The organism is Micromonospora sp. KC723, from assembly GCF_004348595.1.
Lineage (GTDB): Bacteria > Actinomycetota > Actinomycetes > Mycobacteriales > Micromonosporaceae > Micromonospora.
The window spans coordinates 1-15,075 of record NZ_SMKD01000130.1; the positions used below are offsets into that span (position 1 = coordinate 1).

Annotated in this window: 12 protein-coding genes; 7 read left to right on the plus strand and 5 right to left on the minus strand. The window is 72.3% G+C overall.

Going from position 1 to position 15,075, the window contains the following annotated elements; all coding sequences use genetic code 11:
- Positions 1 to 60: 60 nt before the first annotated feature.
- The gene (typA, locus tag E1165_RS23095) at positions 61 to 1,929 is read right to left on the minus strand and encodes a translational GTPase TypA (RefSeq protein ID WP_132393852.1); all 1,869 of its coding nucleotides are present in this window, start codon (positions 1,927 to 1,929) and stop codon (positions 61 to 63) included.
- Between the two features lie 106 nt (positions 1,930 to 2,035).
- Between typA and E1165_RS23100 the strand changes: the two genes are divergently transcribed.
- Together E1165_RS23100 and E1165_RS23105 are read left to right on the plus strand one after the other, a co-directional pair.
- On the plus strand, positions 2,036 to 2,368 hold the full coding sequence (locus E1165_RS23100) for a hypothetical protein (protein ID WP_132393853.1): 333 nt from the start codon (positions 2,036 to 2,038) through the stop codon (positions 2,366 to 2,368).
- A gap of 317 nt (positions 2,369 to 2,685) precedes the next feature.
- Complete coding sequence (locus tag E1165_RS23105) at positions 2,686 to 3,570, plus strand: hypothetical protein (RefSeq protein ID WP_132393854.1); 885 nt, start codon at positions 2,686 to 2,688, stop codon at positions 3,568 to 3,570.
- 66 nt (positions 3,571 to 3,636) lie between these two features.
- On the opposite strand, the gene E1165_RS23110 is transcribed toward E1165_RS23105, so the two are convergent.
- The gene (locus E1165_RS23110; RefSeq protein ID WP_091440819.1) at positions 3,637 to 3,840 is read right to left on the minus strand and encodes a cold-shock protein; all 204 of its coding nucleotides are present in this window, start codon (positions 3,838 to 3,840) and stop codon (positions 3,637 to 3,639) included.
- A 184-nt stretch (positions 3,841 to 4,024) separates the two neighbouring features.
- On the opposite strand from E1165_RS23110, the gene E1165_RS23115 reads away from it, so the two are divergent.
- Together E1165_RS23115 and E1165_RS23120 are read left to right on the plus strand one after the other, a co-directional pair.
- Positions 4,025 to 4,708 (plus strand): methyltransferase, encoded by a 684-nt coding sequence (locus E1165_RS23115; protein ID WP_132393855.1) that lies wholly within the window; start codon positions 4,025 to 4,027, stop codon positions 4,706 to 4,708.
- A gap of 98 nt (positions 4,709 to 4,806) precedes the next feature.
- Positions 4,807 to 5,433, plus strand: a complete 627-nt coding sequence (locus E1165_RS23120) for a DedA family protein (protein WP_132393856.1) — start codon at positions 4,807 to 4,809, stop codon at positions 5,431 to 5,433.
- A 13-nt stretch (positions 5,434 to 5,446) separates the two neighbouring features.
- Here the strand turns inward: E1165_RS23120 and E1165_RS23125 are convergent, their stop codons facing one another.
- Positions 5,447 to 6,100: an MBL fold metallo-hydrolase gene (locus tag E1165_RS23125; RefSeq protein ID WP_132393857.1), complete on the minus strand. Its 654-nt coding sequence runs from the start codon at positions 6,098 to 6,100 to the stop codon at positions 5,447 to 5,449.
- 8 nt (positions 6,101 to 6,108) lie between these two features.
- Positions 6,109 to 6,828 carry a maleylpyruvate isomerase family mycothiol-dependent enzyme gene (locus E1165_RS23130; protein ID WP_132393858.1) on the minus strand — a complete coding sequence of 240 codons (720 nt, stop codon included), beginning with the start codon at positions 6,826 to 6,828 and terminating at the stop codon, positions 6,109 to 6,111.
- A gap of 174 nt (positions 6,829 to 7,002) precedes the next feature.
- Here E1165_RS23130 and rsgA point away from each other — a divergent pair, with 174 nt between their 5' ends.
- The 3 genes from rsgA (at position 7,003) to E1165_RS23145 (ending at position 11,908) form a co-directional block, all read left to right on the plus strand.
- Positions 7,003 to 8,079, plus strand: coding sequence for a ribosome small subunit-dependent GTPase A (gene rsgA / locus E1165_RS23135; RefSeq protein WP_132393859.1), 1,077 nt, complete (start codon positions 7,003 to 7,005; stop codon positions 8,077 to 8,079).
- Positions 8,080 to 8,342: 263 nt separating this feature from the next.
- The gene (gene uvrA, locus E1165_RS23140) at positions 8,343 to 11,288 is read left to right on the plus strand and encodes an excinuclease ABC subunit UvrA (protein WP_132393860.1); all 2,946 of its coding nucleotides are present in this window, start codon (positions 8,343 to 8,345) and stop codon (positions 11,286 to 11,288) included.
- Positions 11,289 to 11,422: 134 nt separating this feature from the next.
- Positions 11,423 to 11,908, plus strand: coding sequence for a Rieske (2Fe-2S) protein (locus E1165_RS23145; protein ID WP_132393861.1), 486 nt, complete (start codon positions 11,423 to 11,425; stop codon positions 11,906 to 11,908).
- 44 nt (positions 11,909 to 11,952) lie between these two features.
- On the opposite strand, the gene E1165_RS23150 is transcribed toward E1165_RS23145, so the two are convergent.
- A partial coding sequence (locus tag E1165_RS23150) for a penicillin acylase family protein (protein WP_132393862.1) occupies positions 11,953 to 15,075 on the minus strand: 3,123 nt, incomplete at its 5' end.

Below are 15,075 nucleotides of genomic sequence, written 5' to 3' on the forward strand. Positions count from 1 at the left end.
GTGACGGCGGGGCGGCGGAGTCCGGACCGCGTCAGCGGTCCGGACTCCGCCGTGGTCGGGTCAGCCGGCGTGCTTGCGGCGGGCGGCGGTACGGGCCCGCTGCGTCTGGTCCAGCACGACCTTGCGGATGCGCACGGCGGCCGGAGTGACCTCGACACACTCGTCCTCGCGGCAGAACTCCAGCGCCTGCTCCAGCGACAGCTTGCGCGGCGGGATCAGCTTCTCGGTCTCGTCAGCCGTCGACGAGCGCATGTTGGTGAGCTTCTTCTCCTTGGTGATGTTGACGTCCATGTCGTCGGAGCGGGAGTTCTCGCCGACGATCATGCCCTCGTACACCTCGGTGCCCGGCTCCACGAAGAGCTGGCCGCGCTCCTGGAGGTTGGTCATGGCGAACGCGGTGACCGCGCCCGCGCGGTCGGCGACCAGCGAACCGTTGTTGCGGGTACGCAGCTCGCCGAACCAGGGCTCGTAGGACTCGAAGACGTGGTGCAGGATGCCGGTGCCCCGGGTCTCGGTGAGGAACTCGGTGCGGAAGCCGATCAGGCCGCGCGCCGGCACCAGCCACTCCATCCGGATCCAGCCGGTGCCGTGGTTGACCAACTGCTCCATCCGGCCCTTGCGGGTCGCGAGGAGCTGGGTGATCGCGCCGAGGTACTCCTCCGGAGCGTCGATGGTCAGCCGCTCCACCGGCTCGCAGGTCCTGCCGTCGATCTCCTTGGTGACGACCTGCGGCTTGCCGACGGTCAGCTCGAACGACTCGCGGCGCATCTGCTCGACCAGGATGGCCAGCGCCAGCTCGCCGCGGCCCTGCACCTCCCAGGCGTCCGGCCGCTCGGTGGGCAGGACCCGCAGCGACACGTTGCCGACCAGCTCCTTGTCGAGCCGGTCCTTCACCATCCGGGCGGTGACCTTGGCGCCCTTGACCCGGCCGACAAGCGGCGAGGTGTTGGTGCCGATGGTCATCGAGATGGCCGGCTCGTCGACGGTGATCAGCGGCAGCGGCACCGGGTTCTCCGCGTCGGCGAGGGTCTCACCGATCATGATCTCCGGGATGCCGGCGACGGCGATGATGTCGCCCGGGCCGGCGGAGTCGGCGGGCTTGCGCTCCAGGCCCTCGGTCATCAGCAACTCGGAGATGCGGACCCGCTGCGTGCTGCCGTCGGTGCGGCACCAGGCCACGGTCTGGCCCTTGGCGATGGTGCCCTGGCGGACCCGGCACAGCGCGAGCCGGCCGAGGAACGGCGAGGCGTCGAGGTTGGTGACGTGCGCCTGAAGCGGCGCGCCCTCCTCGTACGCGGGCGGCGGGATGGTGTCCAGCAGGGTGCGGAAGAGCGGTTCCAGGTTGTGGCTGTCGTCCGGCACCGCGCCGTCGGCGGGCTGGGTCAGCGAGGCGATGCCGTCGCGGGCGCAGGCGTAGACGATCGGGAAGTCGATCTGCTCCTCGTCGGCGTCCAGGTCGAGGAAGAGCTCGTAGGTGTCGTCCACGACCTCCTTGATCCGGGCGTCCGGCCGGTCCACCTTGTTGATCACCAGGATGATCGGCAGCCGGGCGCTCAGCGCCTTGCGGAGCACGAACCGGGTCTGCGGCAGGGGGCCCTCGCTGGCATCGACCAGCAGCACCACCCCGTCGACCATGGTCAGGCCCCGTTCGACCTCGCCGCCGAAGTCGGCGTGCCCGGGGGTGTCGATGATGTTGATGGTGACCGGCTCGGACCCGTCGGCCGGCATGTACCGCACGCCGGTGTTCTTGGCCAGGATGGTGATGCCCTTTTCCCGCTCGAGGTCCATCGAGTCCATGACGCGCTCGGTTACCTCGCCGCGGGCGCCGTAGGCGCCGGCCTGCCGCAACATGGCGTCGACCAGGGTCGTCTTGCCGTGGTCGACGTGGGCGATGATGGCGACGTTGCGGAGGTCGGTGCGAAGCTGCATACCCTCCATACTCCTGTCTGCGGTTGCCGGGGCACGTGCCGGGGTCATCCCCGAAACCGCCCGGATCTGTGCCGAAGCTGCTGTTCTGACCGTTCCGGCGGCAGGCATGCTGGCCCTGGGGTTGCCCCGGGGCCGGACGCACGAGCTGCCGACGTCACCGCAGGGCCTGCCGACTGTGGTGATCCACCTGGTCGCCGCGACGACCGTCGCGGACGAGACCGCGGTGATCATCGGTCGGCTGGTGCCGGGAGAGGCGACCCTGCTGTTGGTCGGCTTCCTAGCGTACGCGGGCCGGCCCCGGATCGTCCCGGCGCTGCGGGTGATCCCGGCGGTCGTGACCGGCGACACACCCGGTCGTCCGTTGCCGCGACTGCGGGCGGTGCCGCTGTCGGAGCTGCCTGGCGGCCGGCCGTCGACGGCCCGCCATGATCGGACATGAGCGGCTCCGGTTCCCGCTCGGGTGACTCTTCTCTTCACCCTCCGCAGGGAGGGGAGGCTCGCCTGCCGCTCGTTCGGCTACCCCCGGGTGCAGCTCCCAGCGGCCTCCCAGGTTCGAGCCATCTGAAGATAGGCTCTCTGACCTGGGGATTTACCTGCTTCAACGGATAGCGTGCGGATAAGCCCGACGACGTGCACCCAACGGTCGGGTCACCTCCGGACCGAAACCCCGCTACGCGGAGTAACCATCGTGCCCGACCTTTGATCCGACGCTGAAGCAGCCGGCGTCGCGGGGGCGGCTGCGAGAGGGGGGATTTCATGACAACGGCCCCGGCCAACCTGTTGGCCGTTCGCCAGCTCCTGCTCGCCAGGTTGAACGTCGACCCACGCACGGGACGCGACGAAGACCTGGAACCCGCCGAGGTCGGCATCGTCGGCGACCCCGCGCACCGGGGCGGCTACCACTGCGGCTCGGACCGGGTGGTGACCAACGACTACTCGGTCGTCGAGTCCCCCCGGGACTCCGCCGGCCTGACCCTGCACGCCTCGGCGCTGGATGTCGGCACCTTCCAGGTGCGCTCGGCGGGGCGCACGCACAACCTGCGCACCTTCTCCACCTGGTGTGTCGCCCAGTGCGTCGCCAACACGCCGGACAGCCGCGACATCCGCGAGATCATCTACTCGCCGGACGGGGAGGTGGTCCGGCGGTGGGACCGGCTCGGCAGGCGGACCAGTGGGGACAGCTCCCACCTGTGGCACACCCACTTCAGTTTCTTCCGCGACTCGACCAAGGCGAACCGGGACCAGACCCCGCTGTTCCGCCGTTACCTGACCACCATCGGACTGCTGGAGGAGAACGACATGACCCCCGAAGAGCACGCCTGGCTGGAAACCGTCCACAAGAACCTGACCGTGCTGGACGGCCGTAACCCGATCGGTCAGGTCTACACCCGGCTGGCGATGGGCGAGGACCACACGGTCCCTTCGTACGTGTCACCGCACCCGACGCTGCGGTCGCTGGCCGCGCAGCTCACCGCGTTGCAGAACGCTTTGACCGCACTCTCGAACAAGGACTTCACCGACGAGCCGGCCATCGTCCAGGGTGTGCTCGCCGGTCTGAAGCCGGAGAGCATCGCGGCGGCGATCCCGCCGACCATGGCCAAACAGGTCGCCGACGAACTGGCCAGGCGGCTGGTGGCCTGACCGCGCCGCGCCGGTTGGGCACGCGCAGTGGCGGCGGCCGGTCCGGCCGCCGCCACCGGCACGGACCTACAGCGGACGGACGTTGTCTGCCTGCGGACCCTTCTGACCCTGGGTCACCTCGAACTCGACCTTCTGCGCCTCGTGCAGTTCCCGGTAGCCGCTGCTGGCGATTGCCGAGTAGTGGACGAAGACGTCCGGTCCCCCGCCGTCCTGCTCGATGAAGCCGAAGCCCTTTTCCGAGTTGAACCACTTGACCGTGCCGGTTGCCATGCATCTCTCCCTGTTCACATCGGGAGACCCCCGCCGCGGCGGACGATCCCCCTGTTCCACCCCGACAGTAACCGGCCGACCCCGCTTTTGCCGGCTGAAGTGCCGCAAGCGGGCCACCGGAAAAAACACGCGGCTCGCGGCGGAAACGGCGCGGCGGGCGGCCGGGGTCCGGCATGCTCGACCGGTGAACGGACCGAGCACGGCGGCGCTGGCAGTCCTGGAGCGGGAGGTCGAGGCTCCGGGCGACGGGCTGGACCGCCTCCGGCTGGCCCCCACCCCGTTCGTCCCCGAGGTGTCCCTGCACCTGGCCGAGGACGCGATCGTCTGGTGGGCCCGGATGGAGGCGGCGGCGGGGCGTACCCTGCCGCCGCCGTACTGGGCGTCGGCCTGGGCCGGTGGCCAGGCGCTCGCCCGGCACCTGCTCGACCACCCCGAGCTGACCTCGGGACGCCGGGTGCTCGACCTGGCCGCCGGGTCCGGACTGGTGGCCATCGCCGCCGCGCTGGCCGGCGCCGCCCGCGTCGTCGCCAACGACATCGACCCGTACGCGGTGGCGGCGGTGACCGTCAACGCCCGGGCGAACGGGGTGACGGTCGTGGCGACCGGAGAGGACCTGCTCGACGGTGACGCCGCCGGCGTCGACCTGCTGCTGGCCGGGGACGCCCTGTACGACGGCGAGCTCGCCGGCCGGATGCTGCCGTTCCTGCGCCGGGCCGCCGCCACCGGCACGGACGTGCTGGTCGGTGATCCCGACCGGGGTTACCTGCCGGCCGCCGGCCTGGAGGTGGTGGCGAGCTACCCGGTGCCCACCACCGAGCCTTCCGTCGACTCGCCGGTCCGCCGGGTCCAGGTGCTCCGGCCCCGCTGACGCGAACGGTTTTCCCGCTGACCCTGAGACGAAATCAGGGTCCGGCTGGGGATTCCGTCGGAGGCGCGGACCCCCGGGCCGCCCGTACCGTCGAGATCATGTCGGATGTCGTTGCTCAGCTCGGTGAGTTGCCCACCTGTCTGCTGGTGGGGGTGCTGGGGATGGTCATGCTCGCCGACGCCGTGCCACTGCTGGGCGTGCTGGTCCCCGGCGACGTCGCGGTTCTCGCGGCCGTCGGGGTGGGCGGGCCGGGGATCAGCGCGGTGACCCTGGTGGCGGTGGTGGTGGGGTGCGTCGCCGGCTGGTCGATGAGCTTCCTCGCCGGGTGGGTGTACGGCGATCGGCTGCGGCGCGGCCGGGTCGGCGGTTGGATCGGCGAGGCCCGCTGGGTGACCGCCGAGCGGGTCCTGCGCGCCGGAGGTGGGCGGATGGTGCTGGTCGCGCCGTTCCTGCCGGTGCTCAACGCCCTGCTGCCGCTGGCCGCGGGCGGCATGGGCATGTCGTACCGGAGGTTCGTCGCCTTCGCCACGGCGGGCGCGGCGCTCTGGGCGGGTCTCTACCTGGCGTTGGCGACGGTGTCGCGGTCCCTGGCCACCCTGCTGCCGGGCGACGGCGACCCGGTGGTCGTCACGGCGGCGGTCGGTCTGGCGCTGGCCGGGGTGGTGGCGCTCGGCACCCGCCGTCGGCTCCGGGCGGTCGTCGCCGACGCCGCCCAGGCCGCCTGACCGCCGGGCCGGGTCACCAGCCGCGGGCGCGCCACTGCGGCAGCGACGGGCGTTCCGCGCCGAGGGTGCTGTCGTTGCCGTGCCCCGGGTAGAACCAGGTCTCGTCCGGCAGTCGGTCGAACAGCTTGTGCTCCACATCGTCGATGAGCTGGGCGAACCGCGCCGGGTCCCGATCGGTGTTGCCGACCCCGCCGGGGAAGAGCGAATCCCCGGTGAACAGGTGCGGGGTGCCGGCCGGGTCGTGGTACAGCAGGGCGATCGAGCCGGGGGTGTGGCCCTTGAGGTGGATGACCTCCAGGCTCTGGTCGCCCACCCGCACGGGGTCGCCGTCGACGAGCGTCTCCGCGTTGATGGGCAGTCCCTCGGCGTCGTCGGCGTGCACGAGGGCGCGGGCGCCGGTCTTGGCGACGACCTCCTCCAGCGCCACCCAGTGGTCCATGTGCCGGTGGGTGGTGACCACGGTGGCCAGGCCGGTGCCGCCGACGAGTTCCAGCAGGCGGGGGGCCTCGTTCGCCGCGTCGATCAGCACCTGCTCGCCGGTGGCGCGGCAGCGCAGCAGGTAGGCGTTGTTGTCCATCGGGCCGACCGACACCTTGGTGACGGTGAGCCCGGTCAGCTCGCGGACGGCGGGCGCCCCGCCGGCGGTGACGCTTCCGGTGTAGCTCATGACGAGGTCTATATCCATTCCGGTGGGGTCGGCGGCGGGCCGTCCGGGGTGACGGTCAACGTCTCGCCGCGACTGCGGCCGATCAGCCAGGCGGCCAGCTCGGCGGCCGGGCCGGCGATCACGGGTGCGCCCTCCGGCTCGCCGACCACCAGGTCGTGCCGGGTGCCGTCGAAGCGCAGCACCATCGCCGGGGCGTCCGCGCGGTCGGCCAGGCCACTGACCACCTCGTGCATCAGGTGCTGGGCGAACGCCGGCGACCAGTCCGTCGGCCGGTAGTCGACGGCGAGGTCCACGTGGTGCACCTCGACCTCCCGCAGCCGTCCCCAGACCAGCATGGCGGCCGGCCACGGGCGGCCGCGCCACGTCTCGACCATGGCGCTCCATGCCTCCACGGGCATGGCGGCGACCGCCTCGGCGAAGCGTTCCGCCGAGCGACGCAGGTCGTCCAGCTGGGCAGCCGGGGGTCGGGTGGCGCCGGCGGCGATGTCGGCATCGCGGGCGGCGGGGCTGGCGTACTGCGGGATCCGCTCGCCGGTGCGGGCGGAGGTGAACAGGTTGACGAAGCCGTCGGCGTTGCGGGCCAGGTGGGCCAGCACGTGGCCGCGGGTCCAGCCGGGCAGCCGCGACGGGGCCGCGAGATCCGTGGCGTCCAGGGCCTCGGCGGTACGCAGGAGCCGGGCGGTGGCGTCGTCCAGCTCGCCGGTCAGCAGAAGCGGATCCGTGGTCACGGGACGACCCTAGCGTCCCCCGGCCCCCGCGTCGCCGGGGAAATCGCTTTCGGCGCGTCGGCGCGCCCCCTACCGTCGGTCACGACGCGGCACCGGGTCGACGGACGGGGGTGAGCATGCCGGTCGTAGCGCGGCTGTCCCGCCACCACCAGTTCCGACTCCGATGAGGATGCGATGAAGATCGATCTTGCTGCGCTCGGCTTCGACGCCGGGCGGGCGGCGTACGCGCGCCGACGCCCCGACCGCCGCCCGGGCCGGGTGGCCCGGGTCGACCGGGGCGTCTGCACGGTGCTCTGCGCCGAGGGCCCGGTCCGCGCCAGCCTGGGCCCGGGCGTGCTGGCCGCCGCGGCCCGGGAGCTGACCGCCCTGCCCTGCGTGGGCGACTGGGTGCTGCTCGCCACCTGGCCGGACGGGCCGGTGACCGTCGACTCCGTGCTGCCGCGCCGGACCGCGCTGGTCCGGCGTACCGCAGGTCGGGACGCCAGCGGGCAGGTGCTCGCCGCGAACCTCGACGCCGCCGCGGTGGTCGAGCCGGTGCACCCCGAGCCCGACGTCGCCCGGATCGAGCGGTTGCTCTCCCTGGCGCACGAGTCGGGGGCCCGTCCGCTGGTCGTGCTGACCAAGGTCGACCTGGCCGGGCAGCCGGAGGCGGTGGCCCGGCAACTCGCCGCCGTGGCGCCCGGGGTGCCGGTGCTGCCGGTCAGCGCCGAGCGGGGCGCCGGTTTGGACGCGCTGCGGCCGTACGTCGCCCCGGGGCGGACCCTCGGCCTGCTCGGCCCGTCCGGGGCGGGTAAGTCGAGCCTGGTCAACGCCCTGGCCGGGGCGACGGTGATGCCGACACAGGCGATCCGCCGGGTCGACGGCAAGGGCCGGCACACCACCACCTGGCGGGCGCTGGTGCAGGTCCCCGGTGGCGGGGCGGTGTTGGACACCCCGGGGGTGCGTGCGGTGGGTCTGCTGGACGGGGTCGTCGGGCTGGACCGGGCGTTCGCTGACATCGCGGAGCTGGCGACCGGCTGCCGGTACGCCGACTGCGCGCACGAGGCCGAGCCGGCCTGCGCGGTGCGGGCGGCGCTGGAGAGCGGGGAGCTGTCGGCCCGGCGCTGGGAGAGTTGGCACCGGTTGCGGCGGGAGGTGGCGTACGAGAGTCGCCGCCGGGAGGTCCGGCTCGCCGCTGAGTGGCGCGGCGGGCGAGGTGGTCGTCGCCGCGCCGCCCGTCCGACGCCACCCCCGTCACCCCGAGCGCCCTGAGTCGCGGCGGCACTGCCCGGCGTCCGTGATGCGGTGGCCTCGCGGCACACGACACGCTCAGCGAGTTGTCCCGCGACGCCACCTGACCATGGCGGGGCGGTGCCGGCTGACCCCGCTGTGAGCAGGGGGAATGGGTGCGCGCCGGGGATTGTCGTACCTCGGGGCTAGAGTTGCTCGGGCGCCTCTGCCGCGCCGCAAACCGCTCAGACCTGCTCCGAGCGCACAGACCCGCCTCACTTTCTTCTTCCGGGAGCACACGCACCGTGGCCGACCGTCTGATCATCCGTGGCGCGCGCGAGCACAACCTGCGTGACGTCAGTCTCGACCTGCCCCGGGATGCCCTGATCGTGTTCACCGGGCTCTCCGGTTCGGGCAAGTCGAGCCTGGCCTTCGACACGATCTTCGCCGAGGGGCAGCGCCGGTACGTCGAGTCGCTGTCGTCGTACGCCCGGCAGTTCCTCGGCCAGATGGACAAGCCCGACGTCGACTTCATCGAGGGGCTCAGCCCCGCGGTCTCCATCGACCAGAAGTCGACCTCGCGTAACCCGCGTTCCACCGTCGGCACCATCACCGAGGTCTACGACTACCTGCGGCTGCTCTTCGCCCGCATCGGCGAGCCGCACTGCCCGGTCTGCGGCGAGATGATCTCCCGGCAGAGCCCGCAGCAGATCGTCGACCGGGTCCTCGCCATGGCCGAGGGCACCCGGTTCATGGTGCTCGCCCCGGTGGTCCGCGGCCGCAAGGGCGAGTACGTCGACCTCTTCGCCGAGTTGCAGTCGAAGGGCTACGCCCGGGCCCGCGTCGACGGTGTGGTGCACCAGCTCACCGAGCCGCCGAAGCTGAAGAAGCAGGAGAAACACACCATCGAGGTGGTGATCGACCGGCTCAGCGTCAAGCCGAGTGCCAAGCGGCGGCTCACCGACTCGGTCGAGGCCGCCCTCGGTCTCTCCGGCGGCCTGGTCCTGCTCGACTTCGTCGACCTGCCGGAGGACGACCCGGGGCGGGAGCGGCGCTACTCCGAGCACCTGGCCTGCCCGAACGACCACCCCCTGGCCATCGAGGACCTGGAGCCGCGGGTCTTCTCCTTCAACGCGCCCTACGGCGCCTGCCCGGAGTGCACCGGGCTGGGCACCAAGAAGGAGGTCGACCCGGAGCTGCTCGTCCCCGACCCGGAGCGCACCCTGCGCGAGGGCGCGATCCAGCCCTGGGCGACCGGGCACAACCTGGAGTACTTCCTGCGGCTGCTGGAGGCGCTCGGCGAGGCCGAGCACTTCGACGTCGACACGCCGTGGCGGGCGCTGCCGTCGCGGGCGCAGAAGACGATCCTGCACGGCTCCGGTGACCAGGTGCACGTGCGTTACCGCAACAAGTACGGCCGGGAGCGCTCCTACTACACCGGTTTCGAGGGCGTGGTGCAGTGGATCGAGCGCCGGCACTCCGACACCGAGTCGGAGTGGTCGCGGGAGAAGTACGAGGGCTACATGCGGGACGTGCCCTGTGCGGCCTGCGGCGGCGCCCGACTCAAGCCGGAGGTGCTCGCGGTCACCCTGGCGGGGCGGAGCATCGCCGAGGTGTGCAACCTCTCGGTGGGGGAGGCCGCCGACCTGCTCGCCGGCATCGCGCTGACCGACCGGCAGAAGATGATCGCCGAGCGGGTGCTCAAGGAGATCAACGCCCGGCTGAAGTTCCTGCTCGACGTCGGCCTGGACTACCTCTCCCTGGACCGCCCGGCCGGCACCCTCTCCGGCGGCGAGGCGCAGCGCATCCGGCTGGCCACCCAGATCGGGTCGGGCCTGGTCGGCGTGCTGTACGTGCTCGACGAGCCGTCGATCGGCCTGCACCAGCGGGACAACCACCGCCTGATCGAGACCCTGCTGCGGCTGCGCGGCCTCGGCAACACCCTGATCGTTGTCGAGCACGACGAGGACACCATCCGGGTCGCCGACTGGATCGTCGACATCGGGCCGGGCGCCGGGGAGCACGGCGGGCAGATCGTGCACAGCGGCTCGGTGCCGGCGCTGCTGGAGAACACCGAGTCGATCACCGGGGCGTACCTGTCCGGGCGCAAGTCCATCCCGACGCCGCGCCGACGTCGCCCGCAGACCCCCGGTCGGGAACTGGTGGTGCACGGCGCGCGTGAGCACAACCTGCGCAACCTGACCGTGTCGTTCCCGCTCGGCCAGCTCATCGCGGTCACCGGGGTCTCCGGTTCCGGCAAGTCGACGCTGGTCAACGACATCCTGTACGCGGTGCTCGCCAACCAGATCAACGGCGCGCGGCTGGTCCCCGGCCGGCACACCCGGGTCAGCGGGCTCGAACACGTGGACAAGGTCGTCGGCGTGGACCAGTCGCCGATCGGCCGGACGCCCCGGTCGAACCCGGCCACCTACACCGGTGTCTGGGATCATGTCCGCAAGCTGTTCGCCGAGACCACCGAGGCCAAGGTCCGGGGGTACGGCCCGGGACGGTTCTCGTTCAACGTCAAGGGCGGTCGGTGCGAGGCGTGCTCCGGTGACGGCACGATCAAGATCGAGATGAACTTCCTGCCGGACGTCTACGTCCCGTGCGAGGTCTGCAAGGGCGCCCGGTACAACCGGGAGACCCTGGAGGTGCACTACAAGGGCAAGACCGTCTCCGACGTGCTGGAGATGCCGATCGAGGAGGCGGCGGAGTTCTTCTCCGCCATCCCGGCCATCCACCGGCACCTGAAGACGCTGGTCGACGTCGGCCTGGGCTACGTCCGGCTGGGCCAGCCGGCCCCGACGCTGTCCGGCGGCGAGGCGCAGCGGGTCAAGCTCGCCGCCGAGTTGCAGAAGCGTTCCACCGGGCGGACGGTCTACGTGCTCGACGAGCCGACCACCGGCCTGCACTTCGAGGACATCCGCAAGCTGCTGATGGTGCTGGAGGGCTTGGTCGACAAGGGCAACACGGTGATCACCATCGAGCACAACCTCGACGTCATCAAGACCGCCGACTGGCTCATCGACATGGGCCCGGAGGGCGGCCACCGGGGCGGCACGGTGCTCGCCACCGGCACGCCCGAGGAGGTCGCGGAGGTGCCCGAGAGCCACACCGGGCAGTTCCTGCGCCCGTTGCTCAAGCTCGACGGCGAGGCCAAGGGGGCCAAGGCGGCCACCACCCGGGCGGCGAAGGCCAACGGCACCACGGCGACGTCGCGTACCCGCAAGGTGCCGGCCGGGACGCGCTGAGCGGCGCGGCAGGCCGGTCGGGGTGCCGCCGCGGCCCGTGGGTCGATCGGGTGAACCGCCGGGCGCCGTGGTGCGTGTGCAGGGGTGCGGCCGGACCCATGACCGGTGGCGGCACGTCGAGAGAGAGGCCGAGGATGAGTGACGATGAGGTGCTGACCGGACCGGGCGCGCGGACGCGCCGGGCCCTGCTCGCGGGCGCCGGCGCGGTCGGGGCGTCGGTGGTGCTGGCCGCCTGCGGTGGCGACGACGAGGCGGCGACCCCGCCGACGTCGGGACCGACCAGTGGTGGGCCGGGCGTGACCGGCGCACCCGGGGCCGGAAGCCGCGACGGCACCGCCCCGCTGGCCCGGACCACCGACATCCCGGTCGGCGGCGGGGCCATCTTCGTCGAGCGCGGCGTGGTCGTCACCCAGCCCACCGAGGGGGAGTTCAAGGGCTTCGACCCGATCTGCACCCACCAGCGGTGCCCGGTGTCGAACGTCGACGGCGGCACCATCAACTGCACCTGCCACAACAGCAGGTTCGCCATCAGCGACGGATCGGTGCGGCAGGGGCCGGCGACCAAACCGCTGCCCGCCAAGCAGATCAAGGTCGAGGGGGGCCAGGTCTACCTGGCCTGACGGGTCCGGCCGGCGCGTTGACCCCGCGCCGGCCGGACCACCCTTCAGCGGGCGTACACCGCCATCTCGTACAGCGAGAATCCGTGGGAGGTGGCCCGGGTCAGCCCACGCATCCGCACGTACCGGGCGTTCCGCGCCGCAAACGCGATCACGTCGTTGCCCCCGTCGCCGGCCGTGGTCGACCAGACCTCCCGCCAGGCGCTGCCGTCGGTGGAGACCTCGATGCGGTACGACCGCGCGTACGCGGCCTCCCAGGCCAGCCCCACCCGACCGACCTGCCGGACCGCGCCCAGGTCGACGCTGAGCCACTGGTCGTCCGCCCGCGCGCTGGCCCAGCGGGTGCCGGGATCCCCGTCCACCGCCCGCGCGGCCCCCTGGAGGAACTCGGCGCTGGACGCCGTGACCGGCCGGCCGAGGGCGAGGTTGGTCACCGGTGGGTCGCCACGCCGGGCCGGGAAGGAGACCACCTGCTGGTAGGTGGGCCGGTTCTGCCAGGCGGTGGTGGCGTGCTTGATGCCGCCCAGCGGGGACTGGACGATCGCGTCGGCGCACCACTGGTCACCGGCGGCGCAGGTGCTGTCGCCGGGGTAGGTGGTGGCGGCCGGGGTGGCCGCCGCGGCGCGCAGGGTGTCGAGCAGGACCTGCCGGCAGCCGGCGAGGCTGCCGTTGCCGCAGTAGGTGCGGCCGAGGCCGCCCCGCACCGGGTCGCCGAGCACCGCCCGCAGGTCCTTGTCGACCCAGCCCCACCAGCCGTACTGCAACGCCGAGCCCTTGTGCGCCTGGGCCTCGTTGGCCGAGGAGGGCAGGTTGGACAGGTCGCCCTGCTGGTGGCCGGAGGGGGACTCGTTGACCTGCAGGGCGTTGACCAGCGACTGGTAGAGGTCCGCGCCGAGCGGGGCCTTGAACATGCCCCGGACCAGCAGCGGCCACCAGGCGTCGAAGGTGCGGATCGCCTCCGCGTGCTGGTACACCTTCGAGCCCTTGGCGGTCTCCACCCGCAGCCCGCCGGCCTGCCGCCACGCCTTGAGCCGGCTGATCTCGCCGGCCAGCGCGCTGTCGGTGACCGGCTGGCTGTCCAGCACCCGGATCAGCTCGTCGAGCACCTCGACCGCGCGCAGGTCGGTCAGGCCGGCCTGCTGCACCAGCGAGACCAGCGAGGCCCGGTCGAACTTGCGGCCCGCCGCCAGGGCGGCCTTCATCGGCCTGTCCAGCAGGTCGCCCCGGTGCACGGCGCCGAAGCTGAAGTTGCCGTCGGCGGCCCCGAAGTCCTTGGCCTGCTTGTTGTTCCAGCTGATGTAGTAGTCCTGGTTCACCGAGCGGGGATGGGCCGACAGCGGGGCGTACGTGGCGCTGTTCGTCGCCGGGTTGTAGCCCTGCCACTCGTACGCGGGTTCGGCCTTCATCGGCAGGTTCGGGTTGCTGCCCGCGGCCCGCACCGGGTTGAGTCCGGAGTTGAAGTACGCCGACTCGGTGGAGTTGACGTAGAACCAGTTGAAGGCGTATTCGACGTTGTTCGCCGAGGCGACGAAGGCGTCCGCCGAGCCCATCGCGGCCGGGTCGTTGAACATCTGGAACCCGATCGCCGAGTCGGCCTCGTGCTGGTAGGTGGAGCGGAGCTGGGTGAACGCGTGCGGCCGGCCGCCGACCGTGCCCCGCCAGGAGACCAGCCCCAGCTTCGTGCGCCAGGCGACGAGCCTGTACGAGCCGGCGGGGGTGTTGTCGGCGACGGTGGGGGTCCACGTGTTGACGTGCGAGATCTCCTCCATCGGCAGGCAGGCGCCCCGGTAGAGGTAGTGGTTGCTGGCCGGTGTCGGCGCGCTGCCGTCCGGGGTGCACAGCGGCACCGCGTAGGTGTCGGTGATGTCGTGGATGGAGGAGGTGGCGCTCCACGCGTAGTCCTGCCCCCGGCCCAGCAGCACGTACAGGTTGAGCCCGGCGAAGGCGGCGCCGCGGGCGCTGATCCCCGGGCCCTGCAACTCCTGCACCATGAGCAGCTGGGGGGAGAAGTAGCCGGTCTGCGGGCCGAACACGGCGATCGGGTGCCCGCTGGCGGAGTGCGCGCCGCTGACCACGACGGCGTTGGACATGCCGCGGTGTTGCGGGGAGATGGTCAGCCCGGACAGCGCGGCGGCCAGCTCGGAGGAGCCGGTGGCGGCGCTGCCGGCCGAGCCGGTCTGGTCGGTGACCACCGGTTCCACCCGGGCGGAGCCGGCGTCGGGCAGGACCACGCTGGGCGCGTCCGGCGACGCCGTGCCGTACGGGAAGCTCTGCCCGTCGTGCAGGGTCAGCACCGTCTCCGGGTCGTTCTGGTTACGGAAGGCGGTCCACACCTTGTCGCCCTCGACGGTGCCGTAGCGGGCCCGGGCGGCGATCCGTACCAACGCCGACTGCATCTCGGTGCCGCCGCCGCCGCCGAAGAGGCCACCGACCACGCCGGCGATGGCGATCAGGTCGGTCATCTGGAACGGCTTGGGACCGCCGGCGTTGGTGACCGAGTCGAGGTGTCCGGTGAGGACGTACTCGCCGGGGCAGTTCCGGTTGGCCATGCAGGTGCGGATGTAGGCGTTGATGCCGGCGATGTACTCCTGGACGTCGGCGTAGAGCTGCTCGCCGCGGGTGCCGCTCTTGGTGCGCAGCGCCTCGATCTGCGCCCGCAGGTCTGCCTCGGTGTACGGCGAGGTGCGCCAGACGCTCTGCTCCAGGGCCCGGTTGCCGGGGGCGCCGCCGGCGAACGGGGTGAGGGTGCCGCGGCCGACGTGCCGCAGCAGGTCCATGGTGAACAGCCGGTCCTCCGCGCCGGCGTACCCGGCGCCGTACATGGTGCCGCCCCGGGTGGTGCCGGTGATGTGTGGGACGCCGGTGGCCTTGTCCCGCACGATCCGCACGTCGGTCCGGGGTGAGTAGTCCCGCTCGACCTGGCTGGGCGGTACCCCGAAGGAGGCGTCGTTGAAGAACGAGCTGATCTGGTCCTGTCGCAGGCCGGCGTAGGAGTACACCAGGTCGGCGTAGCGGCCGAGCTGGTCGGCGGAGTGCGCGGGCAGGGTGCCGAAGGCCTGGTTGCCGAGTACCTCGACGAGGGTGGCGTTGCCGTTCTGGCCGGGTGGCAGGATGTCGCCGCACTCGCCGAGGCAGTAGTCGTCGGCGGTGGTGGCGGCGGGGGCGGGGGC